At 68.8% G+C, this 21,409-nt stretch carries 18 protein-coding genes; 3 read left to right on the top strand and 15 right to left on the bottom strand.

What is annotated here, in order from left to right:
• The first annotated feature begins 65 nt into the window (after nt 1-65).
• Nucleotides 66-431 (top strand): carboxymuconolactone decarboxylase family protein, encoded by a 366-nt coding sequence (locus H9657_RS16730; RefSeq protein ID WP_191784566.1) that lies wholly within the window; start codon nt 66-68, stop codon nt 429-431.
• Here H9657_RS16730 and H9657_RS16725 read toward each other — a convergent pair.
• The 8 genes from H9657_RS16725 to H9657_RS16690 all read right to left on the bottom strand — a co-directional run bounded on the left by H9657_RS16725 (nt 371) and on the right by H9657_RS16690 (nt 10,298).
• Nucleotides 371-1,267, bottom strand: coding sequence for a sulfurtransferase (locus H9657_RS16725; protein ID WP_191784565.1), 897 nt, complete (start codon nt 1,265-1,267; stop codon nt 371-373). The two genes, H9657_RS16730 and H9657_RS16725, sit on opposite strands and share 61 nt — an antisense overlap.
• 216 nt (nt 1,268-1,483) lie before the next feature.
• Complete coding sequence (locus tag H9657_RS16720; protein WP_191784564.1) at nt 1,484-3,118, bottom strand: FAD-binding protein; 1,635 nt, start codon at nt 3,116-3,118, stop codon at nt 1,484-1,486.
• A gap of 386 nt (nt 3,119-3,504) precedes the next feature.
• On the bottom strand, nt 3,505-4,485 hold the full coding sequence (gene nrdF, locus H9657_RS16715) for a class 1b ribonucleoside-diphosphate reductase subunit beta (protein ID WP_191784592.1): 981 nt from the start codon (nt 4,483-4,485) through the stop codon (nt 3,505-3,507).
• Between the two features lie 51 nt (nt 4,486-4,536).
• On the bottom strand, nt 4,537-6,684 hold the full coding sequence (nrdE, locus tag H9657_RS16710; protein WP_191784563.1) for a class 1b ribonucleoside-diphosphate reductase subunit alpha: 2,148 nt from the start codon (nt 6,682-6,684) through the stop codon (nt 4,537-4,539).
• Nucleotides 6,654-7,070, bottom strand: a complete 417-nt coding sequence (gene nrdI / locus H9657_RS16705) for a class Ib ribonucleoside-diphosphate reductase assembly flavoprotein NrdI (protein WP_191784562.1) — start codon at nt 7,068-7,070, stop codon at nt 6,654-6,656. The genes nrdE and nrdI overlap by 31 nt, the downstream gene beginning before the upstream one ends.
• A gap of 199 nt (nt 7,071-7,269) precedes the next feature.
• Nucleotides 7,270-7,515, bottom strand: coding sequence for a glutaredoxin-like protein NrdH (gene nrdH, locus H9657_RS16700; protein ID WP_191784561.1), 246 nt, complete (start codon nt 7,513-7,515; stop codon nt 7,270-7,272).
• Between the two features lie 562 nt (nt 7,516-8,077).
• Nucleotides 8,078-8,305: a chemotaxis protein CheW gene (locus H9657_RS16695; RefSeq protein WP_191784560.1), complete on the bottom strand. Its 228-nt coding sequence runs from the start codon at nt 8,303-8,305 to the stop codon at nt 8,078-8,080.
• Between the two features lie 139 nt (nt 8,306-8,444).
• The gene (locus H9657_RS16690; RefSeq protein ID WP_191784559.1) at nt 8,445-10,298 is read right to left on the bottom strand and encodes an AAA family ATPase; all 1,854 of its coding nucleotides are present in this window, start codon (nt 10,296-10,298) and stop codon (nt 8,445-8,447) included.
• Between the two features lie 217 nt (nt 10,299-10,515).
• On the opposite strand from H9657_RS16690, the gene H9657_RS16685 reads away from it, so the two are divergent.
• On the top strand, nt 10,516-10,959 hold the full coding sequence (locus tag H9657_RS16685) for a hypothetical protein (RefSeq protein WP_191784558.1): 444 nt from the start codon (nt 10,516-10,518) through the stop codon (nt 10,957-10,959).
• Nucleotides 10,960-10,983: 24 nt separating this feature from the next.
• Here the strand turns inward: H9657_RS16685 and H9657_RS16680 are convergent, their stop codons facing one another.
• The 4 genes from H9657_RS16680 to dnaK form a co-directional block, all read right to left on the bottom strand.
• The gene (locus tag H9657_RS16680; RefSeq protein ID WP_191784557.1) at nt 10,984-11,409 is read right to left on the bottom strand and encodes a heat shock protein transcriptional repressor HspR; all 426 of its coding nucleotides are present in this window, start codon (nt 11,407-11,409) and stop codon (nt 10,984-10,986) included.
• Nucleotides 11,410-11,480: 71 nt separating this feature from the next.
• A complete protein-coding gene (locus H9657_RS16675; protein ID WP_191784556.1) occupies nt 11,481-12,467 on the bottom strand; it encodes a DnaJ C-terminal domain-containing protein in 987 nt (328 codons plus the stop codon).
• A 130-nt stretch (nt 12,468-12,597) separates the two neighbouring features.
• Entirely contained in the window at nt 12,598-13,227 is a 630-nt protein-coding gene (gene grpE, locus H9657_RS16670; protein ID WP_191784555.1) for a nucleotide exchange factor GrpE, read from the bottom strand.
• Nucleotides 13,224-15,083 carry a molecular chaperone DnaK gene (dnaK, locus tag H9657_RS16665; RefSeq protein WP_191784554.1) on the bottom strand — a complete coding sequence of 620 codons (1,860 nt, stop codon included), beginning with the start codon at nt 15,081-15,083 and terminating at the stop codon, nt 13,224-13,226. The genes grpE and dnaK overlap by 4 nt, the downstream gene beginning before the upstream one ends.
• Nucleotides 15,084-15,231: 148 nt before the next feature.
• On the opposite strand from dnaK, the gene H9657_RS16660 reads away from it, so the two are divergent.
• Complete coding sequence (locus H9657_RS16660; RefSeq protein WP_191784553.1) at nt 15,232-16,842, top strand: TniQ family protein; 1,611 nt, start codon at nt 15,232-15,234, stop codon at nt 16,840-16,842.
• Between the two features lie 933 nt (nt 16,843-17,775).
• On the opposite strand, the gene H9657_RS16655 is transcribed toward H9657_RS16660, so the two are convergent.
• From H9657_RS16655 to H9657_RS16645, 3 genes are read right to left on the bottom strand one after another with little or no spacing between them, the layout of a single operon-like run.
• Nucleotides 17,776-19,647, bottom strand: a complete 1,872-nt coding sequence (locus H9657_RS16655) for an ATP-binding protein (RefSeq protein ID WP_191784552.1) — start codon at nt 19,645-19,647, stop codon at nt 17,776-17,778.
• Complete coding sequence (locus H9657_RS16650) at nt 19,644-20,120, bottom strand: ABC-three component system middle component 2 (RefSeq protein WP_191784551.1); 477 nt, start codon at nt 20,118-20,120, stop codon at nt 19,644-19,646. Before H9657_RS16650 ends, H9657_RS16655 begins: the two co-directional genes overlap by 4 nt.
• Complete coding sequence (locus H9657_RS16645) at nt 20,117-21,142, bottom strand: ABC-three component system protein (protein ID WP_191784550.1); 1,026 nt, start codon at nt 21,140-21,142, stop codon at nt 20,117-20,119. The genes H9657_RS16650 and H9657_RS16645 overlap by 4 nt, the downstream gene beginning before the upstream one ends.
• Nucleotides 21,143-21,409 lie beyond the last annotated feature (267 nt).

Genomic DNA, 21,409 nt, shown 5'->3' with positions numbered 1-21,409 from the left:
TGGCGCCGCGCCGGTGCGCCCTACGTTCGGTCGGGTCGGTCCGACGGCACGGAGGGAACCCGCAGATGAGCGTGTCCGAGGCGTTCGAGGCGTTCGCACGTGAGACGCCGCAGCAGTACGCCGCCTGGCTGCGGGCCGTCGGGGAGCTCGGTGACGCCAGCGCCCTCGACGAGCGCACCCAGTCGATCGCCTACCTCGCGGTCCTCGCGGCGACCGGCCTGCACAGCGGCCTGGACTTCCACACGCGGCGCGCGCTCGAGCTGGGAGCGACCCGTGACGAGGTGCTGTCCGCCGTGCTCGTCGGCCTGCCGGCGGCCGGCAACCGCGTGACGTCCGCGCTGCCCTTCGTCGTGGCGGCCTGCGACGCCCGTCAGCCGACGTCGACCGGTCGGCTGTCGTCGGACGTCCACTCGGACAGCGACCCGTCGTAGACCGCGACCTCGGCGCCGGTGGCCACGTAGGCCGCGAAGGCCGGCACGGTCGCGGCGATGCCGCCGCCGCAGTACGTCACGGCACCGTCGGCGTCGAGCAGGCCGCCGGACCGCAGGCGCTCGCGGAGCTCGTCGGCGGGCAGGAACCGGCCGGTGCCCGGGTCGAGCAGCGTGAACAGCGGGACGTTCACGCTGCCGGGGATCCGGCCGCGCCGCGGGTACGGGCTGACGTCCTGCTCGCCGCGGAACGTCGCGGGGTCGAGCGCGTTCACCAGCAGCCCGGACGCGGACCCTGAGGAGATCCGTTCGACCTGCGGCAGCGTGGCCAGCAGCTCGGGGCGCTCGCGCGGAGTCAGCGTCGCGGGCGTCGCACGTGCCGCCGCGTCGTCCTGCGCGCCCGACGCGCCGGTGAACCCGGCCGCCTGCCACGCGGCCAGCCCGCCGTCCAGCACGGAGACCCGGTCGTGGCCGAGCCAGCGCAGCAGCCACCACACGCGCGTCGCCCACGCCGAGCCGACGTCGTCGTACACCACGACGTGCGTGTCGTCGCCGATGCCGAGCGCGCCGAACGCGGCTGCCAGCGCCTGCGGGGACGGCACCGTGAACAGCTGCGGGGCGCTCGTGTCGGACAGCTCGTGCGTCACGTCGACGAACGCCGCACCCGGCACGTGCGCCTCGAGGTACTGCTCGCGCAGCGGCTCGGCCGTGTACGGCTCGGCCTCGCCGTGCGTGGCGAGCGCCGTCGAGGCGTCGAGGACCACCAGGGGCACGGTGCTCGCCGCCAGCGCGGCGTGCAGGGCCTCGGGAGTGACGAGTGCGGGAAGCGCGGGTGCCATCGGTCGTCCTCACGGCTGGAGATGTGGGCGTCCCGGTCGACGCTACGCATCGGGCGATCGGGACGACAGGGAGGAACCACGTGGCGGACGCCGCATCAGGGGTCGCCGAGGCTGCCGCGTCGCGGTCGAGGCACCACCCTCGTCGTCACGGCGCGGTCGCCACCGACGCAGGCGAGGGCGCGGGCCGGACCGGCCCACGCCCTCACCCTCGCAAGATCAGCCGCGCGTCGCCATGTCCCGGGCGGCCACCATGCCGAACACCGCTGCCGGACCGATCGTCGACCCCGGACCGGGATAGGTGCGCCCCATCACCGAGGCCGACACGTTGCCCGCCGCGTACAGGCCGTCGATCACCGAGCCGTCCGCGCGCAGCGCCCGCGCCCGCTCGTCCGTGACGATGCCGCCCTTGGTGCCCAGGTCGCCCAGGACCACCCGGAACGCCGTGAACGGGCCCTTCTCGATCGGGCCGAGGTTCGGGTTCGGGTGGACCGTCGGGTCACCGTAGTAGCGGTCGTACGCCGAGTTCCCGCGGGCGAAGTCCCCGTCGATGCCGGCACGGGTGAACCCGTTGAACCGGGCGACGGTGGCGCGCAGCGTCTCGGGGTCCATGCCGGTGGCCTCCGCGAGCTCGGCGAGCGTCCGCGCCTTCACCATGATCCCCTGCTCGGTCATCGCACGGTTCGCGCGCGGGTCCAGCGTGAACGTCCGCAGGTAGCGCCGCGCGTGGCGCGCGTCCGCGACGAGCCAGTACGGCCCGACGCCCTTGTCGTGCTCGAGCATGTGGTGACCGAGGTCGACGTAGGACTCGGACTCGTTGGCGAACCGCGCACCGGCCTTGTCCACCATGATCGAGTACGGCATCGACCGCTCCCCCACGATGAACGACGGCGCACCGCCCGCCACGGGCGCGACCGAGGCACCCCACCACGCGTCGTCCATGAGCTCCAGATCGGCGCCGTTGCGCTGCGCGATCGCGATCGCCGTGCCCACGTTCCCCGGGTTGCCCGACGTCGCGTGCTCGATGCCGTGGTGCTCCCGGCGCCACTGCGCGTTCGCGTCGAACCCGCCCGCCGCGATCATGACGCCGCGGCGCGCACCCACGGTGACGTCCTTGCCGTCGCGGGACACCCGCACACCGGTGACGCGACCGTCCACGACGACCAGGTCCTCCAGGGGGCTCTCGAGCCACAGCGGCACCTGGTGCTTGACCAGGACCGCGTGCCCGAACCCGGTGGCGAAGGCGTTGCCGATGCCCACGAGCCGCTTGCCGGTGACCACACCACCGAGGATCCGGAACACGACCTGCGCACCGCGGACCATCCCGCTCGGGGTCGACCAGGCACGGCCGAGCAGCCACACGTCGTCCGTCTTGGCCGGCAGCGGGATCGCACCGCGCAGCGACTTCCACCACGACCCGAGCACCTTGGAGTCCAGCGGCTTCACCTCGATCGCCCGCCCGATCCGCCCGCCGGGCAGCTCCGGGTAGTAGTCGGGGTAGTCCGCAGCCCGCGCGAACACCACGCCGTTCTTCTCCGCGGTCGTCACCAGGTCCTCGACGCCGTCGACGAACGCCTCCTTGCGGGCACGGGACGTCGCACGGCCCTCGTCGCCGACCGTCGCCTCGAGGTACGCGAGCGCGTCCTCGCGGGAGTCGGCCGCACCCGCACGGCTCATCAGCGGGTTGTTCGGCAGCCACATGCCACCGCCCGACATCGCTGTCGAGCCACCCCACTTGTCGGTGCTCTCCAGCAGCAGCACGGACAGGCCCTCGTCGACGGCACCCATGGCCGTCGCGAGCCCCGCCCCTCCCGTGCCGACGACGACGACGTCGTACGTGTGGTCGAACTCCACGTCACACCTCCTGAGCGCGGCCGGGCGCCGGTGCCCGACCCGTGCGCGGCCGGCGCCGCCGACAGGGGTCGACGAGCGTCCCGGTGGGAACGGGCGGGCCGCGCACCAGTGGCATCGGCAGCGCACGACGTGGATCCGCGGGACGAAAGGCCCGCCTTCACGCCCGCCACCTGCGAAGCGACGGGCGCAGAGCGGTGCCGCGACGACGGCCGGCCGCGATCGACGCCCGAGCCGGCGACGCGGGATCGCCCTGGTGGCGGACCGGGTGGGACGAGTGTGAGGGGTTGCCGTCGGTGGACGACGGCAACCCCTCACGATCGGCCTGGCGGGAGCGGCGCCGGCGTCTCGCGGAGCGGAGGCGGGGCCGCGGCGGCGTGCAGCAGGACTCAGAAGTCCCAGTCGTCGTCCTCGGTGTTGACGGCCTTGCCGATGACGTACGACGAGCCCGACCCGGAGAAGAAGTCGTGGTTCTCGTCGGCGTTGGGGCTCAGCGCCGAGAGGATCGCCGGGTTGACGTCCGTCTCGTCGCGCGGGAACAGCGCCTCGTAGCCCAGGTTCATCAGGGCCTTGTTGGCGTTGTAGCGCAGGAACTTCTTGACGTCCTCGGTCAGGCCGAGCTCGTCGTAGAGGTCCTGCGTGTACTCCACCTCGTTGTCGTACAGCTCGAAGAGCAGGTTGAACGTGTAGTCCTTGAGCTCGGCGCGCTCGGCCGGCGACACCAGTTCCAGGCCCTTCTGGAACTTGTAGCCGATGTAGTACCCGTGCACGGCCTCGTCGCGGATGATCAGGCGGATGAGGTCGGCCGTGTTCGTCAGCTTGGCGCGCGACGCCCAGTACATGGGCGCGTAGAAGCCCGAGTAGAACAGGAACGACTCGAGCATCGTCGAGGCGACCTTGCGCTTGAGCGGGTCGTCGCCGCGGTAGTAGTCGAGGACGATCTCGGCCTTGCGCTGCAGGTTCGGGTTCTCCTCCGACCAGCGGAACGCCTCGTCGATCTCCTTGGTGGAGATGAGCGTCGAGAAGATCGACGAGTACGACTTGGCGTGCACCGACTCCATGAACGCGATGTTCGTGTAGACGGCCTCCTCGTGCGGGGTCAGCGCGTCGGGGATGAGGCTGACCGCGCCGACGGTGCCCTGGATGGTGTCCAGCAGCGTCAGGCCCGTGAAGACGCGGGTCGTCATCGTCTTCTCGGCCTCGGTGAGGGTCGCCCAGGACTGGATGTCGTTGGAGACCGGCACCTTCTCCGGGAGCCAGAAGTTGCCGACGAGGCGGTCCCAGACCTCCGCGTCCTTCTCGTCCTGCAGCCGGTTCCAGTTGATCGCCGACACGCGGTCGACCAGCTTGATCTTGCCTGTGGGGCTCATCATGTCGTTCGTTCCTCAGTCTCGTCGAAGGCGTTGTCGCAGGTCAGAGCGTCACAGCATGCAGCTGACGCAGCCCTCGACCTCGGTGCCCTCGAGCGCCATCTGCCGCAGGCGGATGTAGTAGATCGTCTTGATGCCCTTCTTCCACGCGTAGATCTGCGCCCGGTTGAGGTCGCGCGTGGTGGCGGTGTCCTTGAAGAAGAGCGTGAGCGACAGGCCCTGGTCGACGTGCTGCGTCGCCTCGGCGTACGTGTCGATGACCTTCTCGAACCCGATCTCGTACGCGTCCTGGTAGTACTCCAGGTTGTCGTTCGTCATGAAGGGCGCCGGGTAGTAGACGCGCCCGATCTTGCCCTCCTTGCGGATCTCGATCTTCGAGGCGATCGGGTGGATCGAGCTCGTCGAGTGGTTGATGTAGGAGATCGACCCGGTCGGCGGGACGGCCTGCAGGTTCTGGTTGTACAGACCGTGCTCGGCGACGAGCGCGGCGAGCAGCCGCCAGTCGTCCTGCGTGGGGATGCGGACGCCGGCCTCGTCGAACAGCGCCTGGACGCGCGCGGTGCGCGGCTTCCACTCCTTCTCGACGTACTTGGTGAAGTACTCGCCGGTCGCGTACGTCGACTTCTCGAACCCGTAGAACTTCTCGCCGCGCTCCTGGGCGATGAGGTTCGACGCGCGGATCGCGTGGTAGGCGACCGTGTAGAAGTAGATGTTCGTGAAGTCCAGGCCCTCGTCCGAGCCGTAGAAGACCCGCTCGCGCGCCAGGTACCCGTGCAGGTTCATCTGCCCGAGGCCGATGGCGTGCCCGCCGGCGTTCGCCTTCTTGATGGACGGCACCGACTCGATGCTCGTCTGGTCGGACACCGCGGTCAGCGCGCGGATCGCGGTCTCGACGGTCTGGCCCAGGTCCGGGGAGTCCATCGACAGCGCGATGTTCATCGACCCGAGGTTGCACGAGATGTCGCGGCCGACCTCGGCGTACGACAGGTCCTCGTTGTACGTCGACGGCGTCGAGACCTGCAGGATCTCCGAGCACAGGTTCGAGTGCGTGATCTTGCCCTCGATCGGGTTGGCCCGGTTCACCGTGTCCTCGAACATGACGTACGGGTAGCCGGACTCGAACTGGATCTCCGCGAGCGTCTGGAAGAACTCGCGCGCGTTGATCTTGGTCTTGCGGATGCGCGCGTCGTCGACCATCTCGTAGTACTTCTCGGTGACGTTCACGTCGGCGAACGGCACGCCGTAGACGCGCTCGACGTCGTACGGCGAGAAGAGGTACATGGGCTCGTTCTTCTTCGCCAGGTCGAACGTGATGTCCGGGATGACGACGCCGAGCGACAGGGTCTTGATGCGGATCTTCTCGTCCGCGTTCTCGCGCTTGGTGTCGAGGAAGCGGTAGATGTCCGGGTGGTGCGCGTGCAGGTACACGGCACCGGCGCCCTGGCGGGCACCGAGCTGGTTGGCGTAGCTGAACGAGTCCTCGAGCAGCTTCATCACGGGGATGACGCCGGACGACTGGTTCTCGATGTGCTTGATCGGCGCACCGTGCTCGCGGATGTTCGACAGCAGCAGCGCCACGCCGCCGCCGCGCTTGGAGAGCTGCAGCGCGGAGTTGATGCCGCGCGCGATGGACTCCATGTTGTCCTCGATGCGCAGCAGGAAGCAGGAGACGGGCTCGCCGCGCTGCGCCTTGCCGAGGTTGAGGAACGTCGGCGTCGCCGGCTGGAAGCGCCCGGAGACGATCTCGTCGACCAGGTTCGTCGCGAACGTCTCGTCGCCCTCCGCCAGGGACAGCGCGACCATCGTCACGCGGTCCTCGAAGCGCTCGAGGTACCGCTTGCCGTCGAACGTCTTGAGCGTGTACGAGGTGTAGTACTTGAACGCGCCGAGGAACGTCTGGAAGCGGAACTTCTTCGAGTACGCGTGCTGGAAGAGCGACTTGACGAACGCGCGGTCGTACTGCGCGAGCACGGCCGGGTCGTAGTACTTGTTCTCGACCAGGTAGTCGAGCTTCTCCTCGAGGTCGTGGAAGAAGACCGTGTTCTGGTTGACGTGCTGCAGGAAGAACTCGCGCGCGGCCTGCCGGTCGGCGTCGAACTGGATCTTCCCGTCCGCGTCGTAGAGGTTGAGCATCGCGTTGAGGGCGTGGTAGTCCAGCCCCGTCAGGTCTACGCGGGTATCTGCGACTGTCGCTGCCAAAATCTTCCCAATCCCTCGCGGACGCGGTTGACGTCCTCAGTGGTTCCCATGAGCTCGAAGGCGTACAGGTACGGCACGTGGCACTTGCCGGCCACGATGTCGCCCGCGATGCAGTACGCCTCTCCGAAGTTCGTGTTGCCGGCCGCGATGACGCCGCGGATCAGCGCACGGTTGTCCTCGTCGTTGAGGAACTTGACGACCTGGCGTGGCACGGCGCCGCCCTCGTTGCCCCCGCCGTAGGTGGGGACGACGAGCACGTACGGCTCGCTGACGTGCAGGAACCCGTCGGTCGGCCGCAGCGGGATGCGCTGCGCCGACAGCCCGAGCTTCTGCACGAAGCGGTGGGTGTTGTCGGACGCGGACGAGAAGTAGACGAGCTGTGCCACGTCCGCCTCCTTCTCCGCGACCTGTGGTGAACGACCGGACCCCGGGCACGCCGGAGCCCCGGTCGACTGCCGGGTGCAGGCCGACCGGCACCGCGGGGTGCCGGTCGGCCTGTTCTCGAATGCCCGCCGAGCCGCCGCGGCGTGCGCCATGCGTCGGCCCGGGGCGTGCGGGGCGACGGGCCTGATAGGCCCGCCGACGTCAGGCGACCTGCGTCGCCAGCTTCTCCGCGAGTGCCTTGATGCGGTCGGGACGGTAGCCCGACCAGTTCTCCCCGCCGACGACCACGACGGGCGCCTGGAGGTGGCCGAGCGACATCACGTAGTCACGCGCGTCGGCGTCCTGCGAGATGTCGACGACCGTGTAGTCGTGGCCGAGCTTGTCGAGGGCGCGGTACGTCGCCGTGCACTGCACGCAGGCCGGCTTGCTGTACACCGTGATGGTCATGTCTGCTCCCCCGAGCTCGTGGTCTGTGAGTGTTCGTCGTGCGGCCGCGTCACCCGGGGGTGGGGTGCGCGCGTCGTCCTCGTCGACCCGCCGGACGCCCCCGGGAGGAGCCTTCCGACCTGCTGACGAGGCCCGCGTGACACCCGTGTAGTTCGGGGCGAGCCGTCGATGTAGACACTACACCTGGGGTCTGACATCGCAAGTCACTACTAAGTGTTGTGTTACAGCCGTGTCGTTCTTCACCCTGTGCGCTCAGTCACCCACCCCCTGTGGACACCTGCGGGACCCTCTGACGTGCGACGACGCGGTCGCGCCACACGACACGCCGGGGCTGCCCACACGTGTGTGCACAGGGGACGGCGCGTCGTCCCCACGTCCGTCCACAGGCGCTTCGCACGGGATGTCCGGATGGTCACGCCGCGGCGTCGGCGCGTCGTGCCACGACACCCCGGGGCGAGGGGTGTGACGACACCCTCATGTCACCCGAAGGGGGTGCGGGCGGGCCGTGGCCCGCCGGGCCGTACCGGGCGCGCGTCGCTGCGCGCCCGGTACGGGACGTCGGTCAGAACGACGTGAGCGCGCGGCCGAGGGCCGCGACGACGACCAGGCCACCGACGGTCCAGGCGAGCACGGAGCCCAGGAGGTAGCCGACGTAGCGCAGGCGCTGCCGGGCAGAACCCTCGAAGTACGGGGCGGGCGCCCAGCGGATGGTCTCGTTGAGGTGGCGCAGACGGGTGCGCAGGGGAAGGGCGGCGGTCGTCGGGCGACGATGCCAGGTAACGGCGGACACGGCGGTAACGCTCCTTGTGAGTGCGATCGATACGAGGGCCGGGGTCACCGGCCCCCGTATCGTCTCACGATCTGGACGAACGCCTAGGACCAACGGCCCCTGGCACGGCCCTGAGCGCACCCGTCCGGGCGACCCCCGGTCAGGCGATCCGCAGGTGCTCGCCCGGCGACACCGGACGCAGACCGTCGGGACGCGCCGTGACCGCCTTCTCCAGCACCGACGTGATCTCCTCGCCGACCAGCTCGTGCCGCTCCAGGAGCGCGTCGCGCAGCGCCTCGACGAGGTCCCGGTTGCTCGCGAGCAGCCGGCGTACCGTGCCGCGCGCGCTGTCGAGGACCTCCTCGAGCTGGCCCCGCGCCGTCCGGTCCGCGATCACCGCGGACACCAGGTCCCGGTCGGTCGCCGCGAACGACACCAGCGAGCCCGTCATGCCCGCCGCCCCGACCATCTGCGCCGCCGTGCGGGTCGCCGCCGCGAGGTCCGAGGCCGGACCCGTGGTCGTCTGGCCGAAGAACAGCTCCTCGGCGACCCAGCCGCCCATCGCGATCTGCACGAGGGCCCGCAGGTCGTACTGCGTGTGGGTGTAGACCTCCTCGCAGTCGCCGTGGGCCAGCAGGCCCAGCGCCGAGCCGCGCTTGACGATCGTCAGGACCTCGAGGTTGCGGTTGGGTGCGACGAGCCAGGCCGTCACCGCGTGCCCGGCCTCGTGCGTCGCGATGAGGGTGCGCTCCGTCTGCGTGTACGTCACCGGATGCCCCAGGCCGACGAGCTCGGTGATGCGCGCATGCTCCACGTCGACGAACGACATGGCGTCGTCGCCGCGGCGCAGCGCGTTGACCAGCGCCTCGTCGAGCAGGTGCTCGACCATCACGGGCGTCCAGCCGCTCGTCGCGGCGGCGACGCGGTCGCGCACGGCGGGCTCGTCGAGCTCGGGGTGGTGCGAGCGCCGGGCCAGGAAGTGGTCGACGAGCGCGCGGCGCCCGTGCGCGTCCGGCGGGTTGAACGTGAGGCGCCGGTCGAAGCGGCCCGGGCGCAGCAGCGCCGGGTCGAGGTGGTCGGCGCGGTTGGTCGCGGCGATGAGCAGGATCGGCGCGCGCGTGGGCCGGCGCTGCATGAGCTGGCGGTGCGACGGCAGCAGCAGGTTCACCGCCGCGACGAGCCGGTTGTAGATCTTGTCGGCACCCACGGGCTCGTCGAACGACTGCATCTGCACCAGCAGCTCGTTGACCACGCCGCCCGTGCCCTCGGAGATCATCGCGTTGCGCACGACGCCCGTGCCCTGGCCGGCCAGCATCGCCGACGGCGACGGGAGCGCCACGAACGCCGCCGTCGGGTCCGACCCCAGCACGCCGCCGCGACGCAGCGCGATCGCGTCGATCTCCTCGATGAACCCGATCGCGCCGCCCTCCTTGCGGGCCGCGGTGCGCAGCGCCTTGAAGTAGGTGCGGATCTTGCGGGCCGTCGCGCCGTAGTACATGGACTGGAAGCTCGTCGCCGAGACGAAGAGGAACGGCACGCCGGCCTCGGCGGCCATCGCCTTGGCCGTCAGCGTCTTGCCCGTCCCGGGAGGGCCTTCGAACAGGATGCCGCGGCGCGGCGTGCCGCCCATCTGGTCGGCGAACCGGCGGTGCGTCTGGAACAGGTCGATGGACCGGCGCACGTCGTCGACGATCGGGTCGATGCCCACGACGTCGTCGAGCGTGACGTCGACCTGCTCCGGCCGGTAGGTGACGTGCGGCGAGCGCCCGGCGCCCACCTGCGTCCCCACGAGCAGCGCGATGAGCGCCACGAAGAACAGCACGGGCGCGATGACCAGCGGGTCCACGTCCGGCAGCACGACGAGCGGGCGACCGGTCAGCGCCGACCACACCACGTACGCCTCGAGGATGAGCACGACGAGGCACAGCCGGATCACGCGCCGGCGACGCACCCGCTCACGGTCGACGGCGATGTCGTGCGAGCCGAGCGAGGAGCGTACGGGGGCGTCGGTCACGGGCGGACCCTTCGTCAGGCGGCGACCGGCGGGGGTCCGGTGCCGCATCCGCGGTGGTCCCGCCATCGTCGTCCGGATTGTCCGATTCGAACAACCGCTGCGGACGACTGTCACCCGTCCGGCCCAGACCTCGCAGCCCGACGAGGTCGCCGTGACCGGTGCGCGCGGCCTGGCTGGGTAGCGTGCCACCGACACGCGACGAGAGGACGGCTCAGGGATGACCGACGGCACCACCGGGCAGGGCGCAGCGCGGCAGGGCGCGAGAGGGCGGGGCGCGACGGGGCAGGGCGCAGCGGTCGTCGACGTGCGGGTGCTGCCCTGGCGGCCGAAGCGGCGGGTCAAGGACCTCGGCGTGGACCTCGTGTCCCTCGGCGGCGGCGCCGACCTGCTGGGGGTGGTGGTCTCGACCGTCGTCGCGATCGTCGGCGCGCTGGTCGTGCTCGTGTTCCTCGTGTCGCTCGCGGTCGTGCTGCTCGAGCTGTGGATCGTCGCCCTGGTCGCCCTCGCGCTCGTCCTCGCGCGGTTCGCTGGGCTGCTGCCCTGGGTCGTGGACACCGGGCGCGGGACCTTCGAGCGGTACCGCTGGCTGCCGCACGCGACGCGCCGCGTGCGGGAGCTGAATGGTGGCGGTCCGGCGCGGATGCGCTGGCGCTGGATCTGACGGCGCACCGGCCGGCCCCGAGCGTCAGTCGCGCGGGCCGCTGCCCGAGGTGAGCTGGCGGGGCGTCCAGCGCGGGCGACGCTCGGGAGCCGGCTCCGCTAACGGGTGCAGGCGGTCGGCCACGACGTTGCCGGTCGGGTCCGCGCGGAACACGCGGCCGCGCGGGTCGACGAGCGTCCGCAGGAACTCGACCTGCCGGCGCGTCGCCCGGACCTCCTCCTCGAGCTCGAGGATCCGCTTGATCCCCGCGAGGTTGACGCCCTCGTCCTGCGAGAGCCGCTGCACCTCGCGCAGCACCTGGATGTCACGCATGGAGTACCGGCGGCCGCGGCCGCGCGTGCGGGCGGGCCGGACCAGTCCGAGGCGGTCGTACTGGCGCAGCGTCTGCGGGTGCATGCCCGCCAGCTGCGCGGCGACGGAGATCACGTAGACCTTCGCGTCCTCGTCCATCGGTCCTCCTTTCCTGCTCCCCCCTGTGGTCTGGTGTCACCTGCCGTGCGTGGTGCCGGGCCTGCCGTCCGTCAGCGCCGCGCCTGCGCCATGAGGTCGGCGCGCACGTCCTCGCCGGACGTCGCGATGCCGAATGCCTGCACGGCCTCTTTGGCCGCGTGCGACAGCTTCTGCGGGACGACGACCTGCACGCTCACGAGCAGGTCGCCGGTGCCCTTGGGCGTGACGACGCCCTTGCCCTTGACGCGCAGCGTGCGCCCGGACGGCGTGCCCGCGGGCACCTTGACCCGCACGGTGGAGCCGTCGAGCGCGGGCACCTCGATGGTCGCGCCGAGCGCGGCCTCGTCGAAGGCGATCGGCACGGTCACGCGCAGGTTGGTGCCGTCGAGCGTGAACACGGGGTGCGGCTCCACGTGCACCGTGATGACCAGGTCGCCGGCCGGCGCACCCTGGTCGCCGGGGCGGCCCTTGCCGCGCAGCCGGATCTTCTGCCCGTCGCGCACCCCGGCGGGGATGCGCGCGTTGACGGTGCGCCCCTCGACGGACAGCGAGATCGTCGAGCCCTCGACCGCGGTGCGGAACGGCAGCGTCGTCGTCGCCGTCAGGTCGGCGCCGGGCTGCGGCCCGCGTGCCGCCCCGAACCCGGGGCCACCGCCGAACAGGCCGCCGAGGATGTCCTCGAAGCCCGCGCCGCCGGCGCCGGTCGTCGAGTAGCGGACGCGCCCGCCGGGGCCGTTGGCGCCGCCGCCGAACATGCCGCCGAAGACGTCCTCGAAGCCGGCCGTGCCGCCGCCCCGGCCACCCGCGGTGAAGCGGGCGCCGCCGGCCATGGCGCGCAGCTGGTCGTACTGCTGGCGCTGCTCGGGGTCCGAGAGGACCGCGTACGCCTCGCCGATGTCCTTGAACCGCGCCTCGGCGGCCGCGTCGCCCGGGTTCTGGTCCGGGTGCAGCTGGCGCGCGAGCTTGCGGTAAGCCTTCTTGATCGTGGCCGCGTCGGCGTCCTTGGTGACGCCGAGCACGGCGTAGAAGTCCTTCTCCAGCCAGTCCTGTCCGGTCACGGCGCCTCCCTCCGGTTCGTCGTGCTGTGCGTGTCCGTGGTCGTGCTCCCAACGATGCGGGTGCCGCAGAGGCGGCGGCCGGTGCCCGGCCGCCGCCTGCGGGCGTGCGTGGTGCTGATGATGCTGGTCCTCAGGCCTCCGGGTCCACGACCGCGACGCGCGCGGCGCGCAGGATCCGTGCGGGCGTGCGGTAGCCGGGCTGCAGCACCTCACGCACCGTGGGCTCGGTGACGTCGGACGAGTGCCCGTGCATGAGCGCCTCGTGCACGGCCGGGTCGAACGCCTCCCCGGCCTCGCCGTACCGCTCGATCCCGAGCCGCTGGAGCGTGGACTCCAGTTTCTCGGCGATCGACGCGAACGGGCCCGTGAGGTCACCGTGCCGGCGTGCGAGCTCGATGTCGTCGAGGACCGGGATGAGCGCCTCGCCGACCGTGGCGACACCGCGGTCGTGAGCGGCCAGGGCCTCGGCCTTGGACCGCTTCACGTACGCGTTGTACTGCTGCTCGAGGTTGTAGTGCGCCGCCTGGGCGCGCTGCAGATCCTCGAGCCGCTCCGCCGCGAGCTTCTCGGCCTCGACCAGGCCCTCGAGGACGACTGCCTCCTCGGCCTCCGTCGTGACCTGCTCGGCCTCGGCCAGCACGGCCTCCTCGGGCGTCGGCTCGCGCACGTCGCCCGTCTCCGGGTCGACGCGGCGCTTGTCGGTGAAGCGCGGCGTCTCCTCGGGCTCGGGGGTCCCCGCCTGGGGTCGCTCGTCGGTCACTTCTTGTCGTCCTCGTCGTCCACGATCTCGGCGTCGACGACGTCCTCGTCGGAGGTCGTCGAGCCCGCATCGCCGGCGGGGGCGCCGTCAGCGGCCGGGGCGGCCTGGTTGGCGTAGAGCGCCTCACCGATCTTCTGGCTCGCCGTGAGCAGGGCGGCGTGCTTGGCCTTGACGGCCTCGACGTCGGTGCCCTCGAGCGCGGTCTTCAGCTCCGTGACGGCGCCGCCGACCTCGCCCTTGATGTCGTCCGACAGCTTGTCGCCGTTGTCGGCCAGCAGCTTCTCCGTCTGGTAGACGAGCTGCTCCGCGGTGTTGCGGGTCTCGGCCTCCTCGCGGCGGCGCTTGTCCTCGGCCGCGTGCTCCTCGGCGTCGCGCACCATGCGCTCGATGTCCTCCTTGGGGAGGGCCGAGCCGCCGGTGATCGTCATCGACTGCTCCTTGCCCGTGCCGCGGTCCTTGGCGGACACGTGCACGATGCCGTTCGCGTCGATGTCGAACGTGACCTCGATCTGCGGCATGCCGCGCGGGGCCGGCGCGATACCCGTCAGCTCGAACGTGCCGAGCGGCTTGTTGTCGCGCGCGAACTCGCGCTCACCCTGGAACACCTGGATGAGGACGGACGGCTGGTTGTCCTCGGCCGTGGAGAAGATCTCCGACCGCTTGGTGGGGATGGCCGTGTTGCGCTCGATGAGCTTGGTCATCACGCCACCCTTGGTCTCGATGCCGAGGGACAGCGGGGTCACGTCGATGAGCAGGACGTCCTTGCGGTCGCCCTTCATGACGCCGGCCTGCAGCGCGGCACCGACGGCCACGACCTCGTCCGGGTTGACGCCCTTGTTGGGCTCCTTGCCGCCCGTGAGCTCCGTGACGACGTCGAACACCGCGGGCATGCGGGTCGAGCCACCGACGAGCACGACGTGGTCGATGTCCTTGACGGAGATGCCCGCGTCGCGGATGACCTGCTGGAACGGCGCCTTCACGCGGTCGAGCAGCGACTGCGTCATCTGCTGGAACTGCGCGCGCGTCAGCTTGGTGTCCAGGTGGATGGGGCCGTTCTCGCTCATCGAGAGGTACTGCAGCGAGATGTTGGTGCTCGTCGCGGACGACAGCTCCTTCTTGGCCTGCTCCGCCGCCTCACGCAGACGCTGCAGAGCGATCTTGTCCTTCGACAGGTCGACGCCCGTGGTGTTCTTCACCTCGGAGACCAGGTGCGCCACGATCGCGGCGTCCCAGTCGTCACCACCGAGGCGGTTGTCACCGGCGGTCGCGCGGACCTCGATCGTCGAGAAGCCGTCGTCGTCCTTGCCGACCTCCAGCAGGGACACGTCGAACGTGCCACCACCCAGGTCGAAGACGAGGATGTTCTCGTCCTCCTTGCCGCGCTCGAGCCCGTAGGCGAGCGCCGCAGCGGTCGGCTCGTTGATGATGCGCAGGACGTTGAGGCCGGCGATCGCGCCCGCGTCCTTCGTGGCCTGACGCTCGGCGTCGTTGAAGTACGCGGGGACGGTGATGACGGCGTCCGTCACCGGCTCGCCCAGGTACGCCTCCGCGTCACGCTTGAGCTTGCCGAGGATGCGCGCGCTGATCTCCTGCGGCGTGTACTTCTTGTCGTCGATCGTGACCGACCAGTCCGTGCCCATGTGACGCTTGACGGACGTGATCGTGCGGTCGACGTTGGTGACGGCCTGCCGCTTGGCGACCTCACCGACGAGCACCTCGCCGGTCTTGGAGAACGCGACCACGGACGGAGTCGTGCGCGACCCCTCCGCGTTCGCGATGACCGTGGGCTCGCCGCCCTCGAGGGTGGCGACCACGGAGTTGGTGGTGCCGAGGTCGATGCCGACTGCTCGTGCCATGTGTGTGCCTTCTTCCTGGAGCCAAGGGCTCCGACTGCGGTCGTTCGGGACGTCTTGAGTCCACCGGGCTCAAGTCTGCGGTGGGACGGGGTCCCGGGGCAACTGGAGACGGCGGAAGTTGAGTCTCTGAGGCTCAACCTTGGAGGCGGTGGGTTTGTTCCCGGGTGTCACCGAACCGCGCAGCAGACCCGACGAGCAGCTGAACGCGTGGCTCGCGCGAGCAGCCCACCGGTATGGGGTACATCCGCGTGCCCTGCTGGAGGAGTGCGGGGTCCGCATCACGCCACAGGCTCAGGCGCGCCTGCCGGAACTCTTGCTCGGCGAGCCCGGCGAACGCGTCGCCACCGCTCTCGGCATGCAGCCTCTGCACCTCGTCGAGTTCCGATCGCCGGTCGCGACTGCCCTAGCGGGAACACGCACCAGGTACCGCTCCGAGTTTCTGAAGGCGAGCCCTCGCCGAACGAGCGCCGGGTCGCGCTGGTGTCCGCTCTGCCTCTCCGATGACGGCGTCTGGAGGGACAGTTGGACCGACCCGTGGCACCTCGACTGCGCGGTCCATGGTGTCCGCCTCGGTGACCGCTGTGCGGGCTGCTACACGAAGCCGTTCGCTGAACCCGCCTGGCTGACGAGTACGGACGAGCCACACCTGTGCCCCAGCTTCGTCACAGGGACCGACTCCTACGGCAGATATCGACACGGATGCCACGTCGACCTCCGCACCATGCCTACCGGACCGGCGCCCACGGGTGGACTCGAAGCTCAGGCGTACCTGTTCGACCTCGCGCTCTTGGCGCACGCCGAACCGACCAGTCTCGTGCTCGCGTGCGGCGTCGAAGGCGAGGCGGAGACGGTCATCGAGGCAGCGTTCGAGATGGCTGGAGCCCTGACCGCCGGTCGCCTCGGCAAGGACTTCGAGGGAGACGCCGAGCTGGAGCGTTACGCACGGAACGTCGCAGCGACGGTTCTCCGCCAGCCGGACGCGGCTCACGCGTACGCCCTGGCGATCAAGCACGGGGCCCTTGGTGGCGACGACGAGCTCATACCGATGGGACCGAGGGCGTCCGTCCGCGCTCGACCGCGAAATCCCCTCCTCACCGCAGTTCGCCTTCGAGACCTGCATGAACGTGTCTCGCTCGGCTACGAGCTGCGGTTCCGGCTGGGATCCGAGCGACCGAGGTATCCCGACGACTGGAACACGTCCGATCGCACGCTGCAGGAGATCGATCGGCGACCGGCCCTGCCCATGGCGTGGATTCCTCAGCAGATCTGGTCGGGGGCGCTGGCGTTCGACGCGCCCGACGACTTCGGCATCGACTCACCGACCGGACGCACCTTTGCGTCCATCGCACTCGCTCGCTACGGCACGACGCGGCCGTGGGCGGTCATCGCGACGAACCTCGGCTTGCCCGCGCACTCCGCACCCGCCTACCACCGCCACTGGAAGAGGATCCACGACAGTGGGCGCTGGCCGGAGTACCTGCGCGCTGTCGACGGCCTCTTCAACCGGCTCCACGAGGAGCCGCCTCCGATCGACTATGAGCGCCGGCGGCTCGCCTGCGGAGACGGTCTGGGCCTTCGCGCGATCGCTCAGAAGGTCCTGGCCGAGTTGCCCGAGGGTCGAGGTCCGGAGACGGCGATCGCAGTCGCGCGAGTCTTCTGGGCCAAGTACACCGGAGGGTGCCTCACGATGGCGCACCCTCCGCTTCGGTCCGAACGGCCAGGCCGCCACTCGGGCACGACGACGCCGCAGGTCTGCTAACGGTCCGATCCGGCCTACGCTCGAGCGCCGCCGATGATGACGGTCCCTTCACTTGGTACCCGACTTGACTGCCCGACACAGCACGAGGCTTGGGGGTCGAGCCGGTTGCGAGGCTGGGCGACGCAGAGCTGACCGCTAACCTCTGTGCGCGCATCGAGCTCCGCGCGGCCGTTGCAACCCTCCAGTGGGCCGAGCTGCGTACGCTCCGCGATCCACACCGCACCAGGCGAGGGTTCGCCGACCACCTTCGGCTGGCTCTCAGTGACGACTCCTCACGCATCCCGGCGGGTCTGATTCAGCGATGCTCGGCAGACTTTGACGTCCTGACCAACCCGGAAACGAGCCGGACTACCGAGCGAACGCCCGGTCCACTCGGTACGGCGATTCGCCACACCATGTTGCATCGCAGAATCGGCTCGAAGGCCCGCAGGCTCGAGCAGTGGAACCTGGACTTCTGACGGCGAGCTCCGCGGGCAACTCCCGCCCTATGCTCCCGGCGCGAGAAGCGGTCCACCCGCACGGACCGGTCGTGTGCGAACCCGACGACCGTGATCGCCAACTGCGCCAAGACCGGCTGCATCGCGCTCACCTCCGGGCGGTGATCCGGATTGTCGGGGAAGGCGACCGCAGCGAGCGTTTCGTCGGCAGCGACCCAGCGAAGCGCACGCACTACGGCGACGCCGACGTGGCTATAGACCTGCTCTCAGAGCGCGCCGGTCGAGCGCACGCGAGCTCGAGCAAGCGGATTCTGCTCGAGCAGAATCGCGCACGGCATCCCGCACCGAAGAGCAGTCGGAGTACCTCCGTCAGCCTCCGCGGCATTAGCCCCCGCCGACCCTCTTCGGCAGCGGGACGGTTGTCGCACTTCCATCCAGCCGCCGGCCCTGCCCCTTCCCACCCCGCCCGTGTCACCAATGCCGCGGACCAGGACAACTAGTCTCGGACAACAAGGCCACCCGTCGAGCGCTTCGGCGGCAGAAACCCGTATCGGCCGAGCCCGTTCGTCTTGGTGAAGACGACGTCGACCGCGTCGGGTCCGAGCGGCTCGGTCGGATCGAGGTTCTCCATCACGATGACCTGACCGTCAAAACTGCGTTGTATATCGCGGTAGAAATCCCGAACGATCCCTGCTGGAAGCGATTCATCGAGTAGCGCGGGTGAGCCCGACTCGGGGGGCCGGTACGTGACGAGGGGCGAGTCGAGAACGACGAAGCCCGGGTGCGCGATGTCTCGGTCAAGGCAGTATTGGGCCAAGCCCAAGGTAAACGCAGCGTGAAGGATCGCACGAACACCCTTGCCATGGGCGGAACGGTACTGATCGTCGGCCACAATATCTTGAGCTGAGCGGTCATATCGAACCGAGGATGAATCTGGATACCCCCACGCTGCGAGTCGCTTTGCGATCTCGGCTGAGAACTCACTGAGCGCAGTGAGATTCAATCCATTGGACACGACCGCGACGTCGGCTTGCGTCACGTCAGCGATCTCCGCTTTCAACCGGTTCAAGTCTGCGATCTGTACATACAATTGCAGCGACATTTCAACGCCGCTCTTTATCGCCATCAATTCGCGCAGTGTCGTGTCTCCGGGGCTCAAATCCTCATCCAGGGACTGAAGCCGTGCGGCCAGAGCATTGGCTCGAACCGCAGCATTGCGCCACGACCCGCGGGTTTCCTCACCGCGCCGCGCCAATTCCTCCAGTGTGAGTGCCAGGTCGGAGCGAAGCTCGTTGGTTCTAGCGATCTCAGCGTCCACCGAATCCTCGAACGCCGTTCCATCGACGCTGTGCGAATGGTTGTACCGTTGGTCTGCAACTTCCGCACCGCAAAATTGGCAAGCTCCCGGGGTGAAGAAGCCAAGGAGTACGCCCGCCTCTTTGATGGTGGCCAGTCGCTCGAGATCCGAGTCGTACTGCTCGCTCAGTAGACCGAACCGGCCTTGCAGTGCACCGACCTCCGCGAGTTCCCTCCTGGCACCTTGTGCCGCCTGCTGAACTTCGCGGGTCTGCTCGGCGAGAGCGGCACGTTCGGCGAGAAGCCCCTCGACCGCCGACGTCTGATCCTCAATCGCTCCGTTCAGTCGAGCCAATTGATCACGAAGTTGCCCCTCCTCTGGTGCATCGGCAAGTTGTGCTTCGAGATCGCTGAGGAGGTGGTCGATCACCTCAATTTTCGCTCCCGTGGTCCGCGCGCTCGTCGGTGCGTCCTGGGCTGCAACGATCGACGAATCGTCCTCTGCCTCGAGGAGTAGCTTGAGTGTCGAGATCTCCTTCGTCTTTGTTGTGTACTGCCCTGTGATCGCGGGCGCCACGTCGGACTGCATCTTAGTTTCATCGATGATGCACAAGTGGACGAGGTCGCGGAAGCTCAGCGAGACCGTGGCTCCCTGCGCATTTTTGCGGATGAGAGCTTTATCAAGGTCCAAATGCTTGAGCAGGAACATCGACAGATTCTTGTCGTTCTTCGGGTTGTGCTTGGCCGCCAAGTTCTCATCTGATACGGGAAGCGGCCCACTGCGCAGGTCGGAGCGATATAGAGAGAAGGCGCCCCCAGCGACACTACGCGAAATTGTCACAACCTCACCCGTCGGCAGCTGGACACCCAAAAGGACGGTGGAGTAACTGGTACGCTCGGGAATCTCCTTAAGAGACTTACCGCCGAGCATGAAATCGATCGCCTCAACCATGAAGGACTTGCCGGTGTCCGACGGCCCCCGAATGAGAGTTAGACCGGCCCCGAATTCGACAGTCGAGAGGGGCACATTCGGTCCCCACAGCGTGATGTGGAGCAGTCGCAGTCGACTCATCCCAGTCTCTCCTCGGCAGGCAAATTCTCGAACTCCTCTGCCCATCGCCCTGACACGTCCCGGATCGCCGCCCGAAGGTCAGCATCCGACAAGTCGCCGAAACGGTTGATGACCCATCGCGCTCGCTCGGAAAGTCCGCGCGCGTATGGGGTCTCCAGCAGGCTGAGAAAGGGATGCGCACCCTCGGCTGCGATGAAATCGATGCCGTCTCGGACTACGCAAATCTCCGCCAGGCCCACCCGAGTGAGCACCTCCAGGCCGAGCGTTAGTTGACCTCGCTTCACGCCTAGTTCACTGGAGCGAATCGGGACCGGTGGATGGAGACTCGAGGGGCCGCCGAGGTCTTCGCTGTGCAACAGGCCGTGATCCAGCAAGACAAGTTGATTCAGGCCGAGGCTGCGCGGGAACGCCTCGGCAAGAAGCGTCAATACGCGAACCGCCACCTCTAGAGGTCCATTGAGCGGACTGCTCATGACTGAGCCAGCAGCCACGTCAACCTGTCCTCGTTCGCCAACTGGTGGCAAATTCCTTTTCGGTCATCAGTCTGAGAAATCGTCGTAAGCGCATGTGCGCTCAGATTGATGTATGTAGAAGTTTGCAGCACCTGCGTCAGGCGTTCCATCGAACTCGTGTGATCGGCTTCGGCGATTTCGACGACGCCGGAGTGTACATCGTCCTGCAATGCCTCGAAGGTTCCCGGGGGCACGGCGTCACGCGCATGAAGTCTCAGCGATTCTGCAGAGTAGAACGACTCGCGCTGCCGCTGGAAATGTGCCGCTAGGCGAGGTTGACTCTGAAGCGTATCCAGAGTCAGACCTTCCGCGGGCCAAGCCTCGCGGTAGACCTCCATGAGTTGTGCGACGTATCGAGCCTCTGACCGATGAATAGTTCCCGGCGCGCCTGTTACCGCCGGCCGCGGCGGAAGCGGCCCTCCGAATCGAGCGACATGGTATGGCGTGGCTCGATGCGTTTCGATAGCATCGACGAGCTCGATGGACTTGAACACGGTGAAGTCCGTCGCCGCAGCAAAATCGCGCACCTTGGCGTTCTGCGCCCTTCCGAGCCCCGCGGTGGCCGGCTTCGCGTTGTCGAGCTCTTCGAGGAATTTCTCACGGAGTTCCGTCGGCTTGCTCAGGAGGCGATTAAGACCTGTACCACACCCCTTGGGCGCCAAGAATGCGTAGGAATCCGGAAGTATATAGTGACCACTCACGACGCCATTGAGAATCTTAACCATCTCCGGAAATGCGTCTGCCCAGCCAAGCGGCTTCGCATAGTGCTTCCCCTGGAAGCAATCCCAAGCGCCCTCGAAGCCCTGGTCAGTCTTGAATGCAGCCACATCGGCACCCTTGTCGTTCGACCCACCGAGCCGTTTTATTTGGATATACGACGGCCTGATAGCTGTTGCCCACTCGCGGATGAAGTGTTCCCACTCCTCCGGTGAATAGAACGCGATGCGTTGTGCAGGTGTAACGGGCGGGCCCGAGATCGACACCGGTGCAACCGGCGGCGCGGGCGGCTCCAGTTCACTGAGCGGCGGGTGATCCCCTTCGTGAGAAGCTGCCGTGACTTGGGTGTCTGCCAAGTTGCTGCCCCCTCCCGGAACTGCGTCAGCCGAGCACCCGCACGGCTCGGATCGGCGTCGCCGCTGAGTCCGGCTCACCCTACTGCGACGTACGCACATAGCTCAGCGGCACACGGCACGCCCGACTGGCTCGATCATCAGCTGGACGCCGCCAGCCGCCCTGCGCGCCCAGCCGAC

Origin of the sequence: Cellulomonas avistercoris (assembly GCF_014836445.1) — a bacterium.
GTDB lineage: Bacteria > Actinomycetota > Actinomycetes > Actinomycetales > Cellulomonadaceae > Cellulomonas > Cellulomonas avistercoris.
Note: the sequence above shows the minus strand (reverse complement) of the source record. Positions and strands in the feature narration are given on the sequence as shown.